This is a genomic window from Burkholderia sp. L-4, from assembly GCF_056856535.1.
Window position 1 is genome coordinate 799018 of record NZ_JBXEOX010000002.1, and the last position, 24608, is coordinate 823625.

Annotated in this window: 20 protein-coding genes; 13 read left to right on the forward strand and 7 right to left on the reverse strand. The window is 65.7% G+C overall.

The features are described 5' to 3' along the window. Nucleotides 1–268: 268 nt before the first annotated feature. A complete protein-coding gene (locus AC1VVG_RS20395) occupies nt 269–1189 on the reverse strand; it encodes a LysR family transcriptional regulator (RefSeq protein ID WP_343726453.1) in 921 nt (306 codons plus the stop codon). Nucleotides 1190–1331: 142 nt separating this feature from the next. Between AC1VVG_RS20395 and AC1VVG_RS20400 the strand changes: the two genes are divergently transcribed. Both AC1VVG_RS20400 and AC1VVG_RS20405 read left to right on the forward strand, forming a co-directional pair. After that, entirely contained in the window at nt 1332–2636 is a 1305-nt protein-coding gene (locus tag AC1VVG_RS20400; RefSeq protein ID WP_482836083.1) for a 3-isopropylmalate dehydratase large subunit, read from the forward strand. A gap of 34 nt (nt 2637–2670) precedes the next feature. Further along, on the forward strand, nt 2671–3210 hold the full coding sequence (locus tag AC1VVG_RS20405) for a LeuD/DmdB family oxidoreductase small subunit (RefSeq protein WP_233622771.1): 540 nt from the start codon (nt 2671–2673) through the stop codon (nt 3208–3210). A 168-nt stretch (nt 3211–3378) separates the two neighbouring features. Here AC1VVG_RS20405 and AC1VVG_RS20410 read toward each other — a convergent pair whose 3' ends face one another. Beyond that, nucleotides 3379–4767 (reverse strand): TolC family outer membrane protein, encoded by a 1389-nt coding sequence (locus AC1VVG_RS20410; RefSeq protein ID WP_034189728.1) that lies wholly within the window; start codon nt 4765–4767, stop codon nt 3379–3381. A gap of 277 nt (nt 4768–5044) precedes the next feature. Here AC1VVG_RS20410 and AC1VVG_RS20415 point away from each other — a divergent pair, with 277 nt between their 5' ends. From AC1VVG_RS20415 to thrS, 7 genes are all read left to right on the forward strand, one after another. Then, nucleotides 5045–5539, forward strand: coding sequence for a YbhB/YbcL family Raf kinase inhibitor-like protein (locus AC1VVG_RS20415; RefSeq protein WP_034189727.1), 495 nt, complete (start codon nt 5045–5047; stop codon nt 5537–5539). Nucleotides 5540–5591: 52 nt separating this feature from the next. Continuing rightward, complete coding sequence (locus tag AC1VVG_RS20420) at nt 5592–6830, forward strand: HlyD family secretion protein (protein WP_482836084.1); 1239 nt, start codon at nt 5592–5594, stop codon at nt 6828–6830. 66 nt (nt 6831–6896) lie between these two features. After that, on the forward strand, nt 6897–7490 hold the full coding sequence (locus AC1VVG_RS20425) for an L-threonylcarbamoyladenylate synthase (protein ID WP_034189725.1): 594 nt from the start codon (nt 6897–6899) through the stop codon (nt 7488–7490). 15 nt (nt 7491–7505) lie between these two features. Then, complete coding sequence (locus tag AC1VVG_RS20430; protein ID WP_482836085.1) at nt 7506–8738, forward strand: MFS transporter; 1233 nt, start codon at nt 7506–7508, stop codon at nt 8736–8738. A gap of 92 nt (nt 8739–8830) precedes the next feature. Next, entirely contained in the window at nt 8831–9886 is a 1056-nt protein-coding gene (locus AC1VVG_RS20435) for an alpha/beta hydrolase (protein WP_482836086.1), read from the forward strand. A gap of 66 nt (nt 9887–9952) precedes the next feature. Continuing rightward, on the forward strand, nt 9953–11914 hold the full coding sequence (locus AC1VVG_RS20440) for an aconitase family protein (protein WP_049033758.1): 1962 nt from the start codon (nt 9953–9955) through the stop codon (nt 11912–11914). Between the two features lie 546 nt (nt 11915–12460). Then, entirely contained in the window at nt 12461–13681 is a 1221-nt protein-coding gene (thrS, locus tag AC1VVG_RS20445; RefSeq protein WP_124609191.1) for a threonine--tRNA ligase, read from the forward strand. Between the two features lie 132 nt (nt 13682–13813). Here the strand turns inward: thrS and AC1VVG_RS20450 are convergent, their stop codons facing one another. Genes AC1VVG_RS20450 through AC1VVG_RS20460 form a run of 3 tightly spaced genes read right to left on the reverse strand, consistent with a single transcriptional unit; the run spans nt 13814 to nt 16257 of the window. Further along, entirely contained in the window at nt 13814–14521 is a 708-nt protein-coding gene (locus AC1VVG_RS20450) for a polysaccharide deacetylase family protein (RefSeq protein ID WP_482836087.1), read from the reverse strand. A gap of 24 nt (nt 14522–14545) precedes the next feature. Next, complete coding sequence (locus AC1VVG_RS20455; RefSeq protein WP_049031011.1) at nt 14546–15106, reverse strand: hypothetical protein; 561 nt, start codon at nt 15104–15106, stop codon at nt 14546–14548. Nucleotides 15107–15111: 5 nt separating this feature from the next. Continuing rightward, complete coding sequence (locus AC1VVG_RS20460; RefSeq protein ID WP_482837192.1) at nt 15112–16257, reverse strand: glycosyltransferase; 1146 nt, start codon at nt 16255–16257, stop codon at nt 15112–15114. Nucleotides 16258–16852: 595 nt separating this feature from the next. Here AC1VVG_RS20460 and AC1VVG_RS20465 point away from each other — a divergent pair. The 3 genes from AC1VVG_RS20465 to AC1VVG_RS20475 all read left to right on the forward strand — a co-directional run bounded on the left by AC1VVG_RS20465 (nt 16853) and on the right by AC1VVG_RS20475 (nt 21552). Beyond that, complete coding sequence (locus AC1VVG_RS20465; protein ID WP_034189721.1) at nt 16853–18151, forward strand: dicarboxylate/amino acid:cation symporter; 1299 nt, start codon at nt 16853–16855, stop codon at nt 18149–18151. Between the two features lie 465 nt (nt 18152–18616). Next, nucleotides 18617–20551 (forward strand): SMP-30/gluconolactonase/LRE family protein, encoded by a 1935-nt coding sequence (locus AC1VVG_RS20470; protein ID WP_482836088.1) that lies wholly within the window; start codon nt 18617–18619, stop codon nt 20549–20551. A 170-nt stretch (nt 20552–20721) separates the two neighbouring features. Continuing rightward, nucleotides 20722–21552, forward strand: a complete 831-nt coding sequence (locus tag AC1VVG_RS20475) for a peptidylprolyl isomerase (RefSeq protein WP_482836089.1) — start codon at nt 20722–20724, stop codon at nt 21550–21552. 22 nt (nt 21553–21574) lie between these two features. On the opposite strand, the gene AC1VVG_RS20480 is transcribed toward AC1VVG_RS20475, so the two are convergent. Both AC1VVG_RS20480 and AC1VVG_RS20485 read right to left on the reverse strand, forming a co-directional pair. Next, entirely contained in the window at nt 21575–22012 is a 438-nt protein-coding gene (locus tag AC1VVG_RS20480) for a GNAT family N-acetyltransferase (protein ID WP_034189718.1), read from the reverse strand. A 43-nt stretch (nt 22013–22055) separates the two neighbouring features. Beyond that, nucleotides 22056–23012: an LAPAL motif-containing putative phage structural protein gene (locus AC1VVG_RS20485; RefSeq protein WP_482836090.1), complete on the reverse strand. Its 957-nt coding sequence runs from the start codon at nt 23010–23012 to the stop codon at nt 22056–22058. 298 nt (nt 23013–23310) lie between these two features. Here AC1VVG_RS20485 and AC1VVG_RS20490 point away from each other — a divergent pair, with 298 nt between their 5' ends. After that, entirely contained in the window at nt 23311–24603 is a 1293-nt protein-coding gene (locus AC1VVG_RS20490) for an MASE1 domain-containing protein (protein ID WP_482836091.1), read from the forward strand. Nucleotides 24604–24608 lie beyond the last annotated feature (5 nt).

The following is a 24608-nucleotide window of genomic DNA, read 5'->3' on the forward strand; positions in this document are numbered from 1 at the left end:
CAACGACGTGGCGCGCTTTATTGGAGTTCAGACTATCACCGGATTGCTGGAGACGTTACTCGAACATTTGTGGGCGTTGAATTGTTTCCAATGGGAAACTCTTGAGCCGAATCGGCGCGACGAAAAGTCGTACGCATGCCTGATCGACGAGCGACCCGGACGGGCGAATGCGAGGAAGGGGGGATTGAGGCGGGGCTGCGAGACAGGGAAGCGCGAGGCAGCGCGGCGCCAATCGACGCGCGACGGGCGTCGATTGGCCGGCGCGTGACTAGTTGCCGAGCGCGCGCATTTCCGTCGTGAAGAAGCGGGTGAGATCCTGAACGAACATCCGGACACGAGGCGACAGGAAATTGTCTTCGCGATACAGCACGTAGGCCGTGCGCACTTCGGACGCCCAGTTCGGCAGCAGCTGAACCAGCTCGTTGCTGGCGATGGCGTCCCGCACGACGTAGCGCGGCAGGTAGGCGACGCCGACGCCGGCGACGGCCGCGTTCAGCAGCGCGACGCTGTTGTTCGAGCGCAGGATGCAGCGCACGCGCGTCTCGAGCTGGCGCTTGCCCTGCCGCAACTGCAGCGCGGTCGTGTGCGCGGGGCCGCGAAACAGCAGGAACGGGTGTCGAGCGAGATCTTCCGGGCGCGTGACCGGCGGGTGTGCGGCGATGTAGTCCGGTGACGCATAGATGCCCCAATGGATGTCGGTCAACGCGTGCGTGTTGGTGCCCGGCTGCTCCGGGTTGTCGCGGCTGATCACGATCGCGACGTCGATGTTCTGCTCGCCGAGATCGACCATCCGGTCGGTCAGCTCGAGGTCGACCTGGACGTGGATGTTGTTCGAGATGAAACGGCACAGCGTCGGCACGATCGCGTGATTGCCGAAGGTCATCGGCGCGACGACACGGAGATTGCCGATCGGCTCTTCGTGATACTGGCGCACGAACGCGTCGGCGCCGCGCACTTCCGCGAGCAATCGCGAACAGTACGCGTAATAGGTGCGCCCGACCTCCGTGACTTCGATACGCCGGGTCGTACGTTTCAGCAGCGTGACCCCGAGCCCGGTTTCCAGCCGGCTGATCTCCTTGCTGACGGCCGACTTGGACAGGCCGAGCACTTTCGCCGCCTCCGTGTAGCTCAACGTGTCGACGATCTTCGCGAAGATCGCCATCGAATTCAGTTGATCGAGCTGATTCACTTCGTTTCTCCATGGAAACAAACGCTCGAAATATAAACGATTTGTTTTCGACTGTATGCGTGCCGTGTTACTTTTTTTGCATACGACGGCGATGCATTCATCGAGGCCGCGCCGATATCCCAATGCCAGAAAAAGGGTGAGCATGAACCACGGACAAACATTGAGCCAGAAGGTATTGGCGAAGGCGAGCGGTCGGACGCATATCACGCCCGGAGAGGTGATCTGGGCCAAGGTGGACATCCTGATGTCGCACGACCCGTGTTCGCCGGGCGTGATCAGCATCTTCAAGAAGGAGTTCGGCGCCGACGCGCGCGTATGGGATCCGGCGCGCTTCGTGATGATCCCGGATCACTTCATCTATACGGCCGACGTGCTTGCCAACCAGAACGTCCGCGTGATGCGGGAGTTCGCGCGCGAGCAGCAGATCAAGTATTTCTATGATGTCGGGACGCCGAAGTATCGCGGCGTCTGCCATATCGGCCTCGCGGAAGGCGGCCACAACCGGCCGGGCGAAGTGTTGCTCGGCACCGATTCGCACACGGTCACGTCGGGTGCGTTCGGCACCTTCGCGGTCGGCCTCGGGATCACGGACGCCGCATTCGCGCTCGGCACGGGCGAGATCCCGTTGAAGGTACCCGACACGATCCGCGTCAACTTTCACGGCGAACTGCCGCGCCATGTCCTTGCGAAAGACCTGATTCTCGCCGTGCTCGGCGAACTGACGATCGACGGGGCGACGTATCAGGCGATCGAGTTCGGCGGTGAAGTCACCGATGCGCTGTCGGTCGAAGAGCGGATGACACTCTGCAACATGGTCGTGGAATGCGGTGCGAAGAACGGGATCATGGTGCCGAATCAGGCAACGCTCGACTATCTCGCCGCGCGTAACGACATCCCGTTCGAGGTCATCACGCCCGACGCGAATGCACGGTATGCGCGCGTACTCGACATCGACGTATCGAGGCTGCAGCCCCTCGTCGCGAAACCGCATTCGCCGGACAACGTCGACAGCGTCGACAACGTCGGCGATATCCGGATCGAGCAGGCGTACATCGGTTCGTGCACGGGCGGCAAGCTCGAGGATTTCGTCGCCGCTGCGAAGGTGCTGAAAGGACGCAAGGTCGCCGTGCCGACTTTTGCCGTGCCGGCGACGAAGGAAGTCTTCCATGGCATCGTGACGACCCAGATCGGCGACACGTCGATCTACTCGATCCTGACCGATTCGGGCGTCACGCTTTCGTCCGAGCCGAGTTGCGCGGCGTGCTGCGGCGGCCCGGCCGACACGTTCGGCCGCGTCAACGAACCGCTGTCGGTGGCATCCACCACCAACCGGAACTTCGTCGGCCGCATGGGCAACAAGCGCGCCAATATCTACCTCGGTTCCCCCTATACGGTGGCCGCGGCCGCGGTGGCCGGCCGGCTCGTCAATCCCAACGCATTTTTGTGAGACCCGACAGATGACCGAAAAAACGATTCGGGGCATGGCCTACGTGCTCGGCGACAACATCGATACCGACCAGATCCTGACGGCCGAGTATCTGAAGATCAATCCGTCTAGCGCGGAAGGGTACGCTCAACTCGCGTCGCTCGCGATGTGCGGGCTGCCGGAAGGTTCGATCCCGTTCATCGATCCGGCGCTTGGCAAGTCGCCGTACAGCATCGTCGTCGCCGGGCAGAACTTCGGCTGCGGCTCGTCGCGCGAGCATGCGGTGGTCACGCTCGGCGCGGCCGGTGTCAGGGCCGTGATCGCGCAGTCGTACGCACGGATCTTCTTCCGCAATTGCGTATCGACGGGGCAATTGCTGCCGGTCGCGTCGAAAGAACGGCTGTGCGAGCGGATCAGGACCGGCGACATCATCGAGATTTCGGTCGACGATCAGGTCGTCCGGATCGACGACGGCCAGCCGGGTGCGCCGATCGAGCCGGTCGGCGAGCTCGCCAACATCGTCGATGCGGGCGGATTGTTCGCCTACGCGCGCCTGGTGGGCAAGATTCCGGCGCGCGTGCCGGAAACCGCCTGATCCATCCGTCCGGGCCGTCGGCCCGGCGGATCGCCGGCCGTCTGTCGATGCATCCGCACGACAGACGGCCGTTTTCGTTTGACGGGTCGGGTTTCGGTTGGTACGCGTTCGCTCGAACCGGCGTGACGCGTCGGGCGGGGGCGTCACCCGGCCGCGCCGCCGACGGGTTCAACGGACGGACGTCGCGGACGGCAACGACGTCGTGAGCAGCGCGTTGACGTTCGCGAGTTCGGCGTCGGTCAACTGTCCGGCGGCACGGGAGAGTTCGAGCCAGTGCAGCATGTAGTCGTAGCGGGCGCGGCTGAATGCGGTGCGCGACCGATACTGCTTGTCCTCGGCGATGAGCACGTCGGTGCTGGTGCGATCGCCGATCTCGTAGGCAGTCTTCGCGGATCGGGTCGAGGTCCGGGTCGAGACGACCGCCGAGCGCAGCGCCGCGATCATGTCTCTCCCGTTGAGCAACGACAGATACGTCTGCCGTGCATCGAGGACCGCGTTTTCGCGTGCATCGAGCAACGCGTTGCCGGCGCGGCTTTCGAGCGCAAGCGTTTCGCGTTTGCGACTCTGCACGTAGCCGCCGGTGAAGATCGGGATCGTGATCTGCACGCCGATCACCGATGAGTTGCCGGCGCCGCCCGCGACACCGATGCCGTTCTGGCTGGGCAGCGTCGCCGAGTACATGTATCGCGAGTTGCCCTGGCTGCTGTGGTTGAAGGTGGCGATCAGATCGACTGTCGGCAGGTCGGCGGACTGCGCGCGGCGGGTTTCGCGGCTGGCCATCTCGCTGTCGATCTCGCAAGTCGCGACGTCGAGGTTGCGTTGCCGCGCAAGCGTGGTCCACTGGTCGAGATCGGCCGCGGCGAGCGGCGATACCGACGCATCGTCGGGCAATGCGGCCAGCGAACCGACCGGATGGCCGACCAGCTTGTTCAGGCGTTCGGTGCGGATCTGATAGTCGTTCAGCGCACCGGCTCGCTCGGCCCGCGCGAGGTCAAGCGCGGCACGCGCCTGATCGAGATCCACGACGGTCTGCGTGCCCGCGTCGAAGGCGGCCTGGGCGATCTTGAGCTGCTCATCGAGTGCCGCCTCGTGCGCGCGCGAAAACGCGAGCTGATCCTGCGCTTGCAGCACGTCGAAGTACGCGCGCGCGACGTCGATCATCAGGGCTTGCCTGGCCTTCTCGAACACGATCTCGCTGCGCGCGACCTTCAGCTTGCCGATCTCGTAACCCTGCCAGTCGCCCCAGTGGAACACCGGTACGACGAGCGATGCGCCATAGCCATTGGTCGTGTATTCCTGGCGAGGCAGGTCGGACACGCTTGCCCAGGTCGATCCGACGCCGAGCGCCGCCTGCAGGCGCGGCAACAGCGCCGCGCGTGCCTGCGGCAACGCCTCGACGCCCGCCGCTCGCTGAGCGCGCGCGGCGGCGTAACCAGGATCGCTCGCCTGCGCGTCCTGCCACGCGCTCATCAGGTCGGTCGCATACGCGGCTTGCGCGCACGCGCCCAGCACGAGCAGCGCGCAGGCTTTCAGGGATGTCGAGAGTCGTCCGGTCATGCGATGAGGCCTCCTGAGCGTCGACCGTTCGAGGGCCGTTTGCTCCGGACTCTAACGCAGAACGGACAGCCTGCAGCGCCTGCCGAGCGTTGACTCCCTGGCGAAATGATTGTCCTCTGGGAGAAACAATCGACGTACTGTCGATCCAATTGTTCGAAGGAAAACGGGTGCGTGCTATCTTGGCCCTGCATCGAAAGCCGGGCCCGTCGCGTCGCGTTGGCCTGATGCCGCCGGCGGAATCCGAATCCGTACGCAACCGTTAGAACAGGACAGAAAAATGACAACGTTCAGCCTTACTTCGCCGGAATTCGCCGAGCAGGGCAAGCTCGCCAAGGCACACGAGTACAACGATTTCGGCGGTGACGGCGACAACCGATCGCCGGCCTTGCGCTGGATTGGCGTGCCTGCCGGCACGCGGAGTCTCGCGATCACGCTGTACGATCCGGACGCGCCGACGGGCAGCGGGTTCTGGCATTGGGTTGCGTTCGACATTCCTCCGGATACCGAAGGATTGTCCGCCAACAGCGGCGCGAAGGATGGCCGCCTGCTGCCGGCCGGCGCGATCCAGAGCACGAACGACTACGGCGTTCAAGGCTTCGGCGGCGCATGCCCGCCGCCGGGCGCGGAACCGCATCGATACGTGTTCACCCTGCACGCGTTGTCCGTCGAAAAGCTGGGTATCGACGGGACCACGCCGAACGCGGTCGCCCGGTTCCTGATTCACGCGAACACGATCGACAGCGCGTCGACGACCGCCTACTACGGACGTTGAGCGCCCGGGCCTCGATCGCACGGAATCCAACCAGAGAAAAAGGGGAAGCACGATGCGTCGCGAATCGTGGATAGCGCTCCACGTCGATTCGGCGCGGGCGGCGTGGAAGCGTGCGTTGCCCGTGGTCGCCATCATCGTCGCGATCCTGGCGGTAGGCTGGTGGTGGCTGAAGCGGCCAGCCAGCAAGCAGGCGTTCATCAATGCCACCGTCATCGTCGTGCGCGCACCGATTGCGGGGACGTTGTCGTTCGTCCCCGGTGTCGAGGTCGGCAATTTGGCGAAAGCGTCGCAGCCGGTCGCGACGATTGCCGGCGACCTGTCGAACCCGCGTGCATCGGAGTTGCGGGTACTCGAGCAGCAACTGAAGGTGCAGAGCAGCGATCTCGCGCAACGCGAGCGCAGCCTCGCCTTGCGGATCGCGGATCGGCAACAGCAGCAGGATCAGTACCGCAGCGAAAGCCGCAGTCAGCAGACGCTGCAGGCGCGCTACGCGGGTGCGCAGATCGCGCAGGCGCATGCGGAGCTTTCTCGCCTCGATGCAATGTCGGCGTTGTCGGAAGCCGACATGCGCCGCGCCACCGCGTTGTTCGAGAAAGGCTACCTGAGTCGCGCCGGATACGACCGCAGCATCGCGAATGCGCGGGTGAGCGTCGCGCAGGTGCAGGCGCAGCGCGCACAGGTCAGCCAGAGCGAGGCCACGTACGCCGCGGCACGCGTCGGCCTGCAACTCGACGGACCGCGCGCGCTGAGCGAGCCCGAACAGCGCAACCGGCAACTGGAACTGGAACTCGTCGATCTGCGTCAGCAGTTGCAGGAAACGAAGGCACTCGGCGCGTCGACGAACGAGGAGCTGGCCCGCGTCAGCGCCGAATACGCGCGTCAGCGCATGGCAACGCTCGTCGCGGACCGGCCGAGCGTCGTCTGGTCGCTCGATGCGCAGAGCGGCGAAGCGCTGACCGCGGGGGCGCCGATCATGCAACTGATCGACTGCAACGACGTGTGGGTCGATGCGTTTTTCGACGAATCGGACGTGCGCGACCTGAAGGTCGGCGCGCCGGTCAAGGTGTCGCTGTCGCACGATGCGCGACATTGGACGGGGGTGATCGAGACGGTCCGGTCAGGCTCCGGCCGCGTGACGGTTGGCCAGTACGTCGCGGCACCGCCGCCCGAAATCGCTCGCCGGCAACTGCCGGTCAAGGTGGTCACGGTGCGTGTGCGGGTCGACTGGAAGCGGGCGTTGCAGCCGAGCCAGTACTGCCTGGCCGGCCGCAGCGTCGAGGTGAGCATCTGACGCGCATGGCGCGGCGACGGCGAGTCGCCGCGCTGCCCACGACTTCAACCAGAGGAGACTGGATTCATGTTACCCAACGCACATGCCGCGCAGGTCTTGAAAAACGGTGGCGTATTGATGGTGCCCACCGACACGAACTATGCGTTCGCGGCGGATCCGTGGAACGAGCGCGCCTGCGCGCGTCTGTACGAGATCAAGAAGCGCGACGTCAAGAAGCCGCTGACGCTTTTCGTGTCCGACCCGCAGGAGCTGTGGGCATATGCGAGTCTCGAAGCGGAGCAGGCCGATACGGTGCGCACGCTGATGGAACGGTTCTGGCCGGGGCCGCTGAATTTCGTGTTGCCGAAGTCGGCACGCGCGCCGGATCACCGCTACCTGAAGGAGGATTCCATCTCGGTCGTCTGCAACCGGAATCCGGTGCTGAATGAACTGATCGGAACGTTCGGACGGCCGCTCGCGATGACCTCCGCGAATCTCTCGGGCGTCGAGCACGATTGCCTGATCGACTACGATCTCGCCACGCGGACCTTTCCCGATGCGGTCGACTTCATTGTCCCGCCGGCGCCCGGCAAGCCGACGACGACGAAATCGAGCACGATCGTATCGCTGCTCGACGGTACGCTGAAAGTCCTGCGCCAGGGCGACATCGTGATCGCCTAGCGATTGCGCGCGACGATGAGCGATCCGGTCCCGACTCCGCCGCCCGGCCTCCGCGACATCCGGTTGTTCGTGCTGTACCGGGTCGTCTCGCGGTTGTACTTCCATTTGCCGGTGCTGTTCCTCCACCTTTACCTGGTGGAGCTCGGGTTGTATCGCGTGATTGCACTGCTGGCCATTTACGGGCTGGTGACGACCGTCACGTCGGGGCTCGGCGGAAAGCTGCTCGGCGTGATGTCGGAAAAAAAAGTCGTGGCGGCCGGCGAAACCATGAAGGCAGGCGGAATCGTGCTGTTGCTCGCCGGCACGCGGCTCGCGGATGTCGACATGAACCTGCTGGTGCTGGCGCAGATCGTCGGCGGCACCGGATTCAGCGTCGCGTTGTCGACGGATTCAAGCCTGCTGCGCACGCTGGCGGGCGCGGCCGGCGACGCGACGCTGTTCATGCGCACGCAGACGCGCTCGCAAAGCCAGATGTTCATCGCGACGCTGGTGGCCGGATCGACCGGCAGCATCCTGTTCGACTATCAGCCGTTCTGGCCGTTCTATGCGTCACTCGCGGCAAGCATCGCGTCGACGCTGCTGGTGCTGATGATTCGCGAGCCGCGGGCCGAGCCGCGGCCGGCAACGGAAGCGGCGACCGAGGCGGCCGTGCTCGACCCGAGACAGCGTTTCTGGATGGGCTTTTACTCGTTGTCGCGCGCGTTCACCCTCGCTCCGTTCGTCGGTTTCCTGCCGTTCTATTTCATCATGGTCGATGTCGATCCGCTTCTGTTCGGCGCCGTGCTCGGCCTGTTTACGCTGTCTGCGTTCGCGACTTCACTGGCCGTGAACGGATTCATTGCACGCTTCGGCGTGAAAGCGCCGATGATCGCGACGCTCGCCTGCATGTTCAGCTCCATGCTCGTGCTCGGGTGCAGCGACGTGCTGGCCTACCACGGCATCGACTATTTCGTGTCGGGGCTGGTCGGCATCAGCCTGCTCGGTCTCGGCTCGGGCGGCGTGCGGCCGGCGACGATGGCGAATCTCGACCTGTCGGCGCTCGACCCGCTTGCGCGGGTCGCGATGTTTGCGCGCATGGAACGCAACTTCGGGGTGGCCAACGGGATATTGCTCGCGATCGGTGCCTATCTGCTCGCCGATGCCGGCTTTCAGGCACTGATGCTGTGGTTGAGCGGCCTGTACCTGCTTGCGCTGGGTGCGCTGTTTCATGCGAACCGGGCGGTCGACACCGGCGAGGCCACACCGTGAGTCATGCGCGCGTGCCCGTCAGGGGCGATATCGACCGGCGGGCGCACCGCATGCGAACGGCGCTTGCCGCGTGCATGCGGTGGCTTGGTGCGATGTCGATCGCGGCGACCGGCTGTCTGACACTGACGGGCTGTGCCGACACGCCGGCCGATTCGACGGCGACGTATCGCAGCGATGCGCGCACGCTGGAGGTCGCGTCGATCGGCAGTTTCCATATCGGCGGACATGCGGCAGAGCTGTCCGGCCTGCCGTCGCGCAGCATCGTATTCTCGCCCGGGGCGCCGCCGACCGTCGTCGACCCGAACGGCACGTTCGAAGTCGGCCAGATGTATGTGCAGTACGTGAAGCTCGCCCATCCGCGCAAGGCGTTGCCCGTGTTGTTGTGGCACGGCGGCGGCCTGACCGGCGTGAACTGGGAGACGACGCCGGACGGGCGCGACGGCTGGCAGATGGCCTTCCTGCGCGCGGGCTACGACGTGTATGTCAGCGATGCCGTGGAGCGCGGGCGGGCGTCGTGGGCGCGTTACCCGGATCTCTATCCGGACGAGCCGTTCTTCCGGTCGAAGCGGGAAGCATGGCTGCTCTTCAGGATCGGGCCGTCCTATTCGGATACGCCAGCGTCGCGCGCGGCCTACCCGGAGTCGCAGTTTCCGGTCGACGCTTTCGATGCGTTCAGCAAGCAGTTCGTGCCGCGCTGGGCCACCAACGACGCATTGACCCAGGCCGCCTACGACGCGCTCGTGCAGCGCGTATGCCCGTGCGTCGTCATCGCGCACAGCCAGGCCGCGAATTTTGCGTTCGTGGCCGCATTGCACGCACCCGACAAGATCCGCGCCATCGTCGCGCTCGAGCCGACCGGTATGCCCGACACGAAACAGGCCGACCTGCACGCCATCGCCGCGATCCCGCAATTGTTTGTATGGGGTGACAACCTGGACGGATCGGCGTTCTGGCGTGGTTTGACCCGCGTGTCGTTGCGCTACGAGCGGGCGCTGGCGGAGCAGGGCGGGCGATTGGAAACGCTGTCGCTGCCCGCGCACGGTATCCATGGCAACTCCCACATGCTGATGCTGGACCGCAATTCCGACCGGATCGCCGCGATGGTGCAGGCATGGCTTGCCGTACGCCTGCCCCACGCCGACCCGTAAGCGACCGCCGCCGACAGCGTGGACTGCCCGGCGCCACCGATGACCGAATGCAACCGAGGAGCACTTATGGAAGATACGTTTCGACTGACGGGGAAGGTGTTGTACCTGACTCGCGATCCGGACACGATCGATGCGCAGTTCGCGGGGCGCGCGCTGACGCGGCAGGAGGCCGGTGCGTTGCGCGATGACGTGTCGACCGACGAGATCACGCCGGTCACCGTCATGCTGACCTACGACGAGCGGCTCGGCGAGTTTCCGTACGTCGGCTTCAAGGCGGGCGGCCGCTTACCGATCGGGAATCACGCGGTGCGTGACGGCGGCTTCCAGGTGACCGTGGCCGGCAAGCGATACGGCAAGGGCTCGTCGCGCGAATCGGCACCGCTGGCCGAACTGTCGGCCGGCATCCGCCTGATCGTCGCGGAAAGCTTCGAGCGGATCTACCAGCAGAACTGCGACAACATCGGCATCCTCACCACGACCGATTTCTCCGTGCTGGACCGCCTGCTCGCGGGTGAAGCGATCCCGATCGACGTGTTCCTGCAGGGCCGGGATGCGCTCACGCAACGGATTATCCGCAGCGGCGGGCTGCTCGCCTACAGCAAGACCGTCCGATGGCCGAACGCGGACGAGCGCACCGTGCCGGCCGACGCGGGCGCGGGCGCGGCGCACGGGCCGCGTACGCTCGTCGAGAAGATTCTCGCACGCCACCTTCATCCGGAAATGCAGGGGGCATCGCGAGGAGACGGCGTTTTCGTCGCCGCGGACTGGCGCTTCAGCCACGACTACTTCACCGGCATGTGTGCGTATCTGATGCACCGAGCGTTCGGCAAACCGGCGCAGCTGCACGATCCGGACCGCATCATCGCGTTCCACGATCATCTCGCACTTGCGCGGCAGAGCATTCCGCACGTGAGAGACGGGCTGCTGCCCGGGATCGCGAATCTCGTCGCCGGGCACAGCGAATTCGCACGCGATTACCCGGTGCGCGCACACGGTGCGTTGCCGGACGCGCCCGGCTCGGAAGGCATTTGCCATTCGATGATGGCGGAGCAGTACGCGTTGCCGGGGCAGATCGTCGCGGGCACCGATTCGCATACGCCGCACGCGGGTGCGTTGGGTAGCCTGGCATTCGGCGCCGGCGCCACCGAGATCGCCAACAGTTGGGTCACGGGTTATGTTCGCTGCCGGATTCCGGAAACGTTGCGGATCGAGGTTGACGGCGCGCTGCGTCCCGGCGTGACGGCGAAAGACATCGTGCTCTATCTGCTGCAGATGGACGAGATCCGCTCCGGCGGCGCGATTGGCCTGGTATTTGAATACGGCGGTTCAGCCGTGCGCGCGTTGCCGGTCGACGAGCGCGCGACGCTGACGAACATGGTCGCCGAACTGGGCGGGTTCACGGGGATCGTCGAACCCGATGCGCGGACCGTTGCGTTCCTGAAAGAACGTCGCGGTGTGGATTTCGTGCTCGAGCCGTGGATGAGAAGCGACCCCGATGCCGTCTACCGCGACGTGATCCACATCGATGCGCGCGAGATCGAGCCGATGCTGGCGCGGCCGGGCGACCCGAGCAACGGTGTCGCGGTGAGCGGGCTGGCCGATAACGTCGCGATCGACGTGGCTTACGGCGGATCGTGCACGGCCGGCAAGCAGGCGGACTTCGACTTTTATCACGAAGTGCTGCGGTGGGGCGTCGATCGCGGCATGCGCGTGGCACCGACGACACGCTTGTTCCTGCAGTTCGGCACGATGCACGTGCGCGAATACTGCGCGGAACGCGGCTATCTTCCCACGTTCGAGCAGGCCGGCGTGACGCTCGTGATGCCGGGCTGCGGTGCGTGCGCGAACTGCGGGCCGGGTCAATCGGCCACCAAGGACGATGTGACGATCAGTGCGATCAACCGCAATTTTCCGGGGCGCTCCGGCCCCGGGGACGTATGGCTGGCCAGTCCGTACACGGTTGCCGCGAGCGCGCTGGCCGGCCGTATCGTGACGTTCGAAGCGCTGCGCGCGCTGCACGCCGCGTGAGCAAAGCGGCTTCTTCGCGGTTGAAGCGTGCGGTTTCGACGGTGGCGTTGAACGCCGGCATCGAGTCGACCGTGGATCGCGCGATGGTGTGGGTACGGCCGGGTGCGTGTATGCCGGTATGCCAGGCGGCCGCGCAGCGCCGCCATGAAATGGTGGAGATCCATGGGAGGCGTTGCGTTGCGAGTGAGGTCGGGATTAGACGCAACCGGCACTCGATCGGGGTTACCGCCCGCCATGTCGTCGTGAGGCGGCGAACATACGCGCGTGAGGATTTGCTGTCGCGATACCGAACCGGCGGGCGGCGCGCGTAACGCATCGCGATTCGAACGCATGATTGACAGGCCGCACGAGGTTGACTAGATTCACCCCATGAACGCACGTTTCGTCACGACCACCACGACCACCACCACGACCGCCAACGGCGGGCCGGGGGGAGGTTGCACGTCGTAGATTCATGCGTCACATCATCCCCAGGAGCCCCGCCGGCAACGGACGGGGCTTTTTTCATGCTCCGTTCGACCGGCACCCCAGTCAACGGAGAACGTGATGGACGATTTCGATCATCGAGTGCTTGGCAGCAGACTCGATCTGTTTCACCAGCAGGATGAAAGTCCGGGCGCCATCTTCTGGCATCCGCGCGGCATGGTCCTTTACCGGACCGTCGAGGAATACATCCGCGCCAGGATGCGGCAAGCCGGCTTCGCCGAAGTCAGGACACCGCAGATCGTGTCGCGCGGCCTGTGGGAGCAGAGCGGCCACTGGGAGAAGTTCGGGAAGAACATGTTCTCGCTCGAGAGCGACAGCCACCCATACTGCCTCAAGCCGATGAGCTGCCCGTGCCATGTGCAGCTCTTCAGGAAGGGCGTTCGTTCGTATCGCGACCTGCCGGTCCGCTACGCGGAATTCGGCGCGGTGCACCGCGCGGAGCCGTCGGGCGCGCTGCACGGGCTGATGCGCGCCCGCGCCTTCACGCAGGACGATGCGCATGTGCTGTGCCTGCCCGATCAGGTCGAGGTCGAAGTCGCGCGATTCTGCGTGCTGCTGAAGACGATCTACGCGGACTTCGGGTTCGACGGGTTCGACGTCGCGCTGTCGACGAGGCCGGCGGTTCGCGCGGGCGACGATGCGGTCTGGGATCGGGCGGAAGCGATTTTGGCGTCCGCCGCCCGAGCGGCCGGCCTGGATTTCGCGATGCTGCCCGGGGAAGGCGCGTTCTACGGCCCCAAACTCGAGTTTCACCTGCTCGACCGTCAGGGGCGGAAGTGGCAGTGCGGGACGATCCAGCTCGACTTCGTGTTGCCGGAGCGGCTTGGCGCAACCTATGTCGCGGAAGACGGCGTGCGCGCGACGCCCGTCATGCTGCATCACGCGGTGCTCGGCAGCCTCGAGCGGTTCATCGGCATCCTGCTCGAGCATTACGAGGGATGGTTGCCGACGTGGCTGGCCCCCGACCAGATCGTCGTCGCGAACATCGGGCAGGACGAACGCGCATTTGCGGACAACACGGCGTTCGCGTTCGAGGACATCGGTTGCCGGGTGCTGCGGGATTTCCGTGCCGAGCGCTTGCCGCGCAAGATCTTCGACGCGCGGGAACTCGCCGCGCCGATCGTCGCGGTGGCCGGGCGGAAGGAAGCGCTGGCCGGCGAGGTGTCGCTGCGGATGAGGAACGGGGAGCAGCACGTGCTGTCGATCGACGCTGCGCTTGCGTACCTGAAGCAGCATGTGCGTGCACCCTCCGCGACGCGTGTGTTTCGCTCGCCGGTTTGACCCGGCGGCAGGCCCGTCCATGTGAAGAACGCGTTGGATGGGCGGGCCGATCGCCGTCGTGGTGAGCGGCTCGCGTATCGATGCGGGTGCCGGCGACGGCGCCGTGCTACCCGCGTGCGATGACCCGCGCCTTCACGCACTTGAGCCACAGCCGGGCGGCCCCACACCGCCCGCGACCGGAATCCGCGGCAGCAGGAACGGATCGTCGGCCGCGCCGGCACATCCGCGCCGGGTCGTCGTCGCATTGTCGTATCCGGCGTCCGCGACCTGGTCGCGTACCCGCGCATCCAGGTCGCCGTACGGGTAGCAGAACGATTCGACGCGCTGGCCGCTCAATGCCTCGAGGCGCCGCTTCGACTCGCTTACCTGATGATCCGACTCGAACCCGGGCACCTGCGACAGCGCGACGTGATCGAGCGTATGCGAGCCGACTTCATGGCCATGGTCGCGCCACATGAGCATGTCCTCGCATGTCATCAGCGGTGAGCGCGCGGTGTCGTCAGCCGCATCCCAGTCGTTCTGGCCGCCGAAGCGGCCGGCGACGAAATAGCAGGTCGCGGTGAACCCGAGCGCGTCGAGCACCGGCATCGCATGGGTCAGTACGTTGCGAAAACCGTCGTCGAACGAAATGCCGAAGACCTTGCCGCTGCGCTCGCCGCGCAGATACGGCCGCAGTTCACGCACGCTCAGCCCACGGTAGCCGAGCCGCTTGAACAGCGTCATCTGGCGGCGGAACGCGTCCGGTGCGACGCTCAGGCCGCGTAGCCGGTCGGCCGGCGGCGGCAACGGGCGTATCTGGTGATACATCAGGATCGGATGGCGCGTGGCGGAAAGAAACATCGGCAGCCCGGGAAAAACGCGGCGTTATGCGGCCTTGCGGAAGATCCGCAGGGTCTTGAAGTCGCCGATCTCGACGAAATCGGCGTTTGCCGCCCACTGCGCGATGATCGGCTCGGCCTTGCGGTATGCCGACGAGCCCTTGTAGAACAACAGGTGACCATTGGGCGCGGTATGGCGTGCGAACAGGTCGAGCACTTCTTCGTCCGTTTTCGCGCCATAACGGCTGTTCGACTCGTCGCGGAATTCGCACAGATGGAACAGCGTGACGACGTCGAATGCCGGCAGCAGGCCCGAATTGCTCGTATAGATGTCGCCGAAATACGCGAGGTAGGTCTTGCTGATCTCCGGTTGCCGCGTGACGAGCTCGACGTACGACTTGTATTCCTTCGGCGATGCCGTCACGCCGAAAACGGTGTTGTTCAGGTGCGGCCGCGCGCATTCCATGCCGACATGGTGATGGCCGCCGGTGCCGAAGTGATAGATGCGCACGCCCCTGAGACGCACGGATTCCAGCCATTCGACGAAGTGCACGTCGCACGGACATTCCTGCGTCCGCAAATCCCAGTACTTCTTCCAGATATTCATTGCCATCAAGCGGACCTCATGGATGTCACCCAGCGGTAGGGGTTGTGTCGAATCGATTTCTGATAGACGGACAGCGTCGCGTCGACGAAGGTGTCGAACGAGAACTCGCGCTTGCCTTTCAGCCGCGCGCTGCGCCCCATCGAACGGACGCAGCCGGGTTCGCGCACGATCGCGCGCAGGATGGCCTCGATCGCTTCGGGCTCGCGCGGCGGGACGACCCAGCCGTCGATGCCCGGCTCGACGTTCTCGGGCAGCCCGCCCACGCGTGTGACGATCGCGGGGCAGCCGAGCGACATCGCTTCGCGGCACGCGTACGACAGGCTCTCGTGGTACGACAGCACGAACGACACGTCGACGATCGCGAACGGCGCCCGTACGTCGTCGAGGCGACCTGTGAACGCGGTGCGCGACGCCATGCTGTGCCGCGCGATCTGTTCGCGCTGCTCGCCGGACGGCTCCGCGCCGACCAGCAGCACGCGAAACCGCTCGCGCTCGCTTTCGGGCAGCCGGCCCAGCGCCGCGATCAGGTCCATCCAGCCTTTCTCCGGCGCGGTGCCGGCGCTGCTGCCCAGCACGATTGCGTCCGCGCCGGACGGCCCGAACAGCGCGATCTTGCGGCGGCGGATTTCGTCGCCGGCCAGCCGTTCGGCGGCCGGGCGGCGCACGCCGTGCTTCACGACCGTGACGTTTCCATACGGCGAACGCAGCGCGAGCATGCTCGCGACATAGTCGCTGACCGCGATGGTGTGGTCGGTGGCGAGCCGTGCGCGCAGCAGGTTGCCGAAACTGTCGGCCCGATAGGTGTTGTGCTTGGTGAGCACGACCGCGGGCCGGTAGCGGCACCCGAGCAGCGCGAGCATGACCTGCCGGTGGTCGGCGGACCCGTTCACGTGGATGACGTCGAAGCGCTCGTCGACGATGCGCCGGCGCAGCCGGACGATTTCCTGGCACAGCCGGTTCCAGCGCGGCTTGAATTCCATGTCGAAGATGGCCACGTCGGGGCTGTCCTTCAACAGACGCGACAGGCGGCTTCCCGCCGGCGACGCGACGGTCACGCGGTGATGCCGGCTCATCGCGGCGGCGAGATCGCGTACGTAGGTATCCTGGCCGCCGCCGTAGTCGCCGTGGAAGTTGGTGTACAGAATGTTCATCACGATGCCGCTTTTCCTCGATCGTCCATTAAAAGGACTACTGATGAAATGAATGGCTCAACCCGTCGGGAGCAATGACTCGAACACGGTGCCGCGTTTGCGGCTCGCGATCGCGGATCGACGCCCGGGCAGGGCGCCAACGCGAATCATTTCCAAATATTACATATCGTTTACGTATCGTAGTGTCGAGGTCTGCGCATCTTTGTGAGAATGTGTCGCGATCGCTTGACCGTCTCGGCCGCCTGCGCGGAGCGTGGCGCTGACGCGTGCGTGCGCGCAACCCGTTTGCCACGGCGGCGCCGACCGATTTCTCGCCGACCGGCCGGGCTGTTCCACGCCGGCCGGCCCTCGCCAGGGGTGTGCTGGATCGCGACAAAACCTGTTTTGCCGGCGACATCCGGACACAGATCAACCGGCGCCGCTTTCAGATTTGAAAGCCGGTGCGCCATTTGCGTTAGAATGCCCCCCCCTTGTCCGCCCTGGCGACCGCCAGGGCGGACTGGTCGCCCGCGTGGCGACACAGGTTCCGATTCGCAGCCGGACGCGAATGATTTGCCAGCCGTTAGCAACATACGTTTTGTGATTTGGATTACTAATGAAGAAGAAGCACAACATTACCAAGTACATCGTCATTGCGATGATGCTTGGTATCGCCGTGGGTTATGCATGCCACAGCGCGTTTCCCGACCCGAAGATGGCGAAGGAAGTCGCCGGTTACGTGTCGTTGCTGTCTGATGTATTCCTGCGCTTGATCAAGATGATCATCGCACCGCTGGTCTTCGCGACGCTGACCGTCGGCATTGCGCAGATGGGCGACGGCAGCGCGGTAGGCCGTGTGGGCGTCAAGGCGTTCGGCTGGTTCTTCATCGCGTCGTTCACGTCGCTGCTGCTCGGCCTGCTGACCGCGACGATCCTGCAGCCGGGCAGCCACCTGAGCCTGCCGCTGCCGCCTTCCGATGCGGCCCTCAACCTGAAGACGGGCGCCTTCACGCTGAAGGACTTCGTGGTCCACCTGGTGCCGAAGTCGATTGCCGAGGCGATGGCGAACAACGAAATCCTGCAGATCGTCGTGTTCTCGATCTTCTTTGGCACCGCGCTGTCCGCGCTCGGCGACGCGGGCAAGCGCCTGACTGGCGTGATCGAGGATCTCGCGCAGGTGATGCTGAAGGTGACGGGCGCGGTGATGTGGTTTGCGCCGGTCGCGGTGTTCGCGGCGCTCGCGTCGACGATCACGACCGAAGGGCTCGGCATCCTGCTGACGTTCGCGAAGTTCATGGCGAGCTTCTATCTGGCGCTCGCGCTGCTGTGGGGCGTGCTGACGCTCGCCGGCGTGACGTTCCTCGGCAAGCGTGCGTTCACGCTGATCCGGCTGATTCGCGAGCCGTTCCTGCTGTCGTTCGCGACGGCGAGTTCCGAGGCCGCGTATCCGAAGCTGCTGGACGCGCTCGACCGCTTCGGCGTGAACCGCAAGATCTCGAGCTTCGTGCTGCCGATCGGGTATTCGTTCAACCTCGACGGCTCGATGATGTACTGCACGTTCGCGGTGCTGTTCATCGCCCAGGTGTACGGCATTCATCTGCCGCTGGGCACGCAGATCACGATGCTGCTGATGCTGATGGTGACGTCGAAGGGGATGGCCGGCGTGCCGCGCGCGTCGCTGGTCGTGATCGCGGCGACGCTCAACCAGTTCAACCTGCCCGAAGCCGGGTTGCTGCTGATCATGGGCGTCGACATGTTCCTCGACATGGGGCGCTCGGCCACCAACGCGGTCGGCAACTCGATCGCGGCCGCGGTGGTCGCGAAGTGGGAAGGGCAACTCGGCGAACCGCGCGACGACAATGATTCGGACGGCGGCACGGTAACCGAGGTAAAGGTGCGGGAGACATCGGCATGATGCATGGCAGCGCGGCGACGCGTTGCCTGATCCGCAGTCGATGACAATCGCCGGCCAGGATTCGCGACGGATTCTGGCCGGCGATTTGTTTTGTGCAGTGATTTTGCGCCGCATTCGGCGGCCTTTTTCGATTCTCCGCTAAAAGCGTTTGCCGTTTCAATCCGTCGCCGCAGGACGAGCGGCGATATTCACGCAGGCGAACGCCCGATTCTCCCCATTCCCGTGCTGGTGCGTAAGTGAACATTCACTGTCGCGCACTCGTGCTTGCCGCAAGCACGAGCGGACCGCAATTTTTTTCGATTTATATAACGCTATTCTCGCCCTGCTCATTATCGAACGCATGCCGTACGTAATACCGATTGCGCCGGATGATTCACGGGAAGAATTTACGCATTGCGGATTTCAAGCCATCTGGCCGGCCGGTCCCTCAGGTGAATGTCTGCATCATTCAGGAGAGCAACCGTCATGGTCGCCAGCAAACGAATCCAGGCTGCGCTTGTTGCCGCGGCGATCGCCGCGATTGCGCCGGCCGCGCACGCGGGTAATACCACCGACTGGCTGGCGAACACCTACGGTACGCTCGCGGCGCACGTCGGCAACGTCGCGCGCGCGATGTGGGTCGCGCCCGAAGGCGTGATCTATACCGCGTCGATGTGGGACGAGGATGAAGGCGGTGTGGCGATCTACCAGAACGGCAAGAGCATCGGCTCGATCGGCACGCATTCGGAATTCCAGGGCAGCGCGATCACCGGCAACGCGACGTCGCTCTTCGTCGCGCTGCAGCCCGGCAAGACGTACGGCAGCGGCGCGGTGGGGCGCTACAACCGCGCGACGAAATATCGCGACCGCGTGATCCAGATCAGCGCGGCGACCAACCAGCCGCGCATCGACGTCGTCACCGGGCTCGCGACGGCCGGTTCGCTGCTCTATGCCAGCGACTTCTACGGCAATCGCGTGCGCGTATTCACCACCGACGGCGTGTGGCAACGGGACATCGACGTGTCGGCGCCGGGCGCGCTCGCGGTGGACGGTGCGGGCAACGTGTGGGTCGCGCAGAAGAGCGCGGGCTCGATCGTCGGCTTCAGCCCGGCGGGCGCGTTGCTGAACACGATCCGGATGCCGGCCGGGTCGCGGCCGTCGGCGCTGTATTTCGATGCGGCGGCCGGCCAGCTGCTGGCGGGCGACGAAGGCCCCGACCAGAACATCAAGCGCTATACGGTGGCGGGCCGACCGGCGCTGGCCGGCACGTTCGGCGTGCGCGGCGGCTATCTCGACACGACGACGGGCATCAAGGGGCAGGTCGGCGCGCAGCGCTTCACGCGCATCGTCGGGATCGGCAAGGACACCGGCGGCAACCTGTACGTGCTCAACAATCCGTGGGGCGGCAGCTGGGATCTCGGCCGCAACGGCGCGACCGACATTCATGCGTACAGCAGCACCGGGAGCCTGCGTTATACGCTGCAGTCGTTGAATTTCGAAGGCATCGCCGCGCCGGATCCCGTCACGGACGGCGCGCTGTTCTATGGCGGCACGCACGTGTACAGCGGCACCGCGGGCGGCAAGTTCGTCGCGAACACCGTCGATCCGTTCGCGTACCCGGCGGACCCGCGCATCAACATGAGCGACACGCAGCGCGACGAACACTTCGGTCTGCTCACGTCGGTGGGCACGAACCGGATTCTCGTCGCGGCCGGCCAGAATCCGCCGGTCTTCTACTTCTACCATTTCAACGCGGCGAACGGCTATATCGCGATTCCGGACGGCTCGATTCCGGGCCCCGCATTCAACACGACGCAGCGCGTGACGAGCGGCTTCAGCATCGACAGCAAGGGCGGCGTGTGGGCGGGCCTCGACAAGACCGGCGCGATCACGCATTACCCGCTGACCGGCTTCGACGCGAACGGCAAGCCGTCGTGGGGGCCCGGTGTCGCGACGCGCATTCCGGCCAGCATCCTGCCGCTGACGCGCATCGTCTATCTCGCGGACAGCGACACGATGGTGCTCGCGCAGGGTGCGCCCGGCAGCAACGACTGGACGTCGATCGGCACGCGCATCGAGGTGTACCACGGCTGGAGCGCGGGCAACACGACGAAGCCCGATCCGGTGATCACGCTGCCGCACAGCGGCGCCAAATCGATCGACGCGGTCGGCAATCATCTGTTCGTCGGCTACTGGTTCAGCAGCAGCGGACCGCTGTGGCCGAACGTCGACGCGTTCAACCTCGCCACCGGCAATCTCGACACCACGCTGGTCAATGCGAGCCCCGCGACGGTCGATACGAGCAGCGCGATCGACGCGATGTACAGCCTCCGCGCGTACCGTCGATCGAACGGCGAGTACGTGGTGATGAAGAACAACGTGAAGGGGAACAGCATCACCGTGTACCGCTGGACGCCTTGATGTGCCGGGCGTGCGGCCGCGTTGCGCGGCGCGGCATTCCCCAACCTCCCGACGCGGAAACGCGGTTCCGTGCACAATGACAGCGGCACACGCAGGCGCTGCGTGTGCGTGCACGATGAACCGGCGCGGCGCTCCATGCCGCGCTTCTTACGCTCGAAGCGACGATAACGATGAAGATGAAGACGACACCGAACCGCCTGGTGCTGATTGCCGCGCTGGCCGGCGCACTGTGCGGCCCTGTTCACGCGCAGACGGCCGCGACCGTCGCGACCGTCAACGGCACGCCGATCACGCAGGCCGACGTCGATACGCTGCTGCGTGCGTCCGGGCAACCCGACTCGCCGCAGGTCCGGCAGGCGATCAAGAACCAGCTGATCACGCGCGTGCTGGTGCAACAGGCCGCCGAAAAGGCGAACTACGGCGACAAGCCCGAGGTCAAGGCGGCGGTGCAGCAGGCGAAGGTGACGGCCGAGGTGCAGCTGTACCTGCGCGACAACGTGAAGCCCGAGCCGGTGACCGACGAGCAGGTGAAGGCACGCTACGACGCACTCGTCGCGACGCTCGGCAAGAGCGAATACAAGCCGCGCGTGATCGTCGTCAAGGATCCGGTGACGGCCGCGACCGTGCTGAGCGAACTGAAATCGGGCAAGTCGTTCGACGGGCTCGCGCGGCAGTACAGCATGGCGCCGAGCCGCGACAGCGGCGGCGAGCTGTCTTGGGTGAGCTTCAACACGCCGGCGGCGGAAGGCAAGACGGGCGGGTTGCCGCTGCCGGTCGCGCAGGCGCTCGAGAAACTGGCCGTCGGCGCGACGACCAAGGATTCGATTCCGGTCGACGGTGTGCGGGCGATCGTGAAGCTGGATGCGAAGCGGCCGACGCAGGTGCCGGGTTTCGAGGCCGCGAAGCCGGGACTTCAGCAGCAGCTGCAGGCGATCGCGGTCGAGAAGGCGAGCGCGCAGATGATCGGCGATCTGCTGAAGGACGCGAAGATCACGCAGTAACGCGACGGCGATATCGCGCGCGTCATGCGCGCCAGATCAGGTTCGCGCTCGTGGCGGTTTCCGACGCGAGCCGGAAGCCGAGCCGTTCGTAGAGCCTTCGCGCCGGGTTGCCGTGCAGCACGCTCAGCGAGACCGGCACGTGCTCGCGTGCGGCGTCGGCCAGCAAGGCGCGCAGCACGGCCTCGCCGATGCCGCGGCACTGGTGCGCGGGGAGGATCTGGATCTGGTGGACGTGCCACTCGACGGCGGTGCGCGTCACCTTCAGCAGGCCGATCGCGGCGGCACCTTCGCAGACGATCATCGCGTCTTCGAAGTGGGCGCGGATGCGCTGGTCGTGCGCTGCGTCGTCGGTCGGCGCGCCGACCCGCTGCAGGTGCTCGGTCATCGTCAGTCGACGGAGCGTCAGCAGGAAGGGGAGGTCGGCGGCGGAGGCAGGACGCAGATCGATCGCCGTTTTCATGATGGATGACGGATTGCGTTGGGCATTGGAGCGGCGACGCGGATCACAGGCCGGGCAACTGAATCTGCCGGCCGGCCGGACGATGTTCGAGGACATCCGTGACTTCGTATTCGGTTTTTGCCCCGTCCGAAGTTTGCCATTGCTGCATGCGGACATTGCAGACGAGCACGTCCCCCTTGCTGAAACTGATCTGGCTGTTGTTCACGCGCGACAGGAAGCCGGCATCCGTGATCGCCGCATGAATCGTCGACGTGCCGTCGTGCAGCCGCCATTTGTTGTCGTCCTTGAACGCGAGCGACACGATCGAGAACGCCATCTTGCGATGCTCGTCGAGCAGGAGCGCATCGGCTGGCTCGGGCGCGTGAAACCACGCAATTTCGTGGCGGGCGACCGTCTCGAACACTTGCGTATCGGTGCCGGCCGCGAACATCTCGATGCCTTCGTGCGCGAGCGGCGCAAGGACCTGCGCGGTTGCGTGGCGAACGCGGACGTCGCGCAACAGCGTGAGGACGGGCAGGTCGATCTCGAGTTCGTCGCCGTCGACCTGCAGCACCGCGCCGTGGTCCTGCACCCGCACGTGCCGGATCTCGCGTCCGCGCTGCCACTTGAGGACGGCGAAAAGCCCCTTGCTCGCCTTGGGCGCGGCGATGCCGAGCGCCGTCAGGATCGTGACCGCATTGGCGAGCGCCGTGCCTTCGTTGCCGCTCGGCATGTCGCGCATGCGGCCGAGCAACGAGGTCGCGAGCGTGAAGTCGATGCCGAAGCTGCCGGTCTTGAAGCTGCCGCGCACATTCACTTGCGGCCGAACCTGATCGCCGCACAGTGCACGCGTCGACGCGTCGAGCAAATCGCCGAATGCAAGCAGCGCGGGCGCGAGTTCGCGCACGTCCATCTCGGACGATTCGAGCGCGGGGCCGTCGTACGTGACGCGAAATCGGCTCATGGCATCAAAGGGGCCGAGATCGGCCGGGCCGGGACGGTTTCCATTGCATGTGGTCATGTCGAATGCGGGCTGGAAAGGGGGACGATACCCGAAACGTGTGCTTCCGGATGTCTTTCATGATGGGGGTGAACGACCTGCCATGCGCGAATTTGGCCATTCGGCCAGGGGGACACGCGGACGTGTCCCGACAGCATCCGGCCACCCGCGAACTTTTCCGATATCTTCCCGGTCACAACCGCCGGCTTGCGGGCACGCCGGCGCCGCCGGCCCCCGGTATTCCCCGGCCCGCGCCGTCCGCATATCATTCGCACATCGCGCACCTGCAGGCCGCAGGCGCGGCATACAGGGATTCTCGATGGACACCAAACGATCGCGGCCGGGGCTCGTCGCCGCGCTGCTCTGGGCGGCGCTGTATCTCGCGACCGGCTACATCTCGCACGAGTTCAACGGCCCCGTCCGGCTGACGGGCTATATCTGGCTGCCGGCCGGCGTGACGGTCGGCGCTTTCATGCTGCGCCCGGTGCGCGACTGGCTGACGCTGGCCGGCGCGTTCCTCGTCGGCCAGCTCGCGCTGACCGCGATCGAACACGGCAGCCTCGTCAACGCCGTGCTGTTCACGGTCGACGAGGTCGGCGCGGCCGCGCTGGCCGTCTGGCTCGTGCAGCGCGTGCGCTTCTCGCTCGAAGGGCTGTACTTCCTGCGCTCGGTGATCCTCGCCGGGCTGATCGCGGGCGTCGTCGGCGCGATCGGCGGCGCGGCGTGGTACACGACGGTCAAGGGCGCGTCGTTCTTCGACGTGTGGTCGGTGTGGGCCGCGTCCGATTTCGTCGGCGTGCTGCTGGTCACGCCGGTGCTCGCGTCGTGGTCGCGCTTTCGCGCGCACCGCTCCGGCGACCACGAGCGCTTCGACCTGATGCTCGGCATCGTCGCGTTCGCGCTGCTCGCGCTCGTCGCGCTCGCGATCTTCGACGGCGACACGTCGCGGAAATTCGGCACGGGCGCCGGCTTCGCGCTCACCTATGTCCCGCTGTTCCTGGCCGTGGCGGTCACGCTGCTGCTCGGCGGCCGCGCGGGCTCGTCGTCGGTGCTGGTGCTCGCGCTGATCGTGATCGAGCAGACCGCGCAGGGCGACGGCCCGTTCTCGTCGTTCCACGAACACTACGGCAGCGCGCTGCTCGAAGCGCAGCTTTATCTCGCGGTTGCATCGCTGCTGGTGCTGGCGGTCAGCACGCTGAAGACGACCCGCGAACGCGTGCACGAGCATGCGGCGGTGCTGCAGAACAACATGGAGCTCGCGCTCGCGAGCGCCGGCCAGATCGCGTACGTGCTCGATCCGGAGTCGGGCCGGATCGACTGGAGCGGCGACGTCGAGCGCGTGTTCGGCGTCGGCGTCGACGCGTCGCAGATCGCGAGCGTGCCGCTCGTGCTCGAACGCGTGCAGCCGGGCGACCGCGAAGCACTGAGCGACTACTGGAACGCGGAGATCGCGGGCGAGGACCGCGCGTCGCTGTCGCTGCGCATCGTGCTGCGCGACGGCGGCACGCGGACGATCACCGACCACGGCGCGCCGCTGCTCGATTCGAACGTCGACGTGACGGTGGTCGCGGGCGTCTGGCAGATCGAGCGCGTGTGGCCGGCGGACGAATGAGCGGG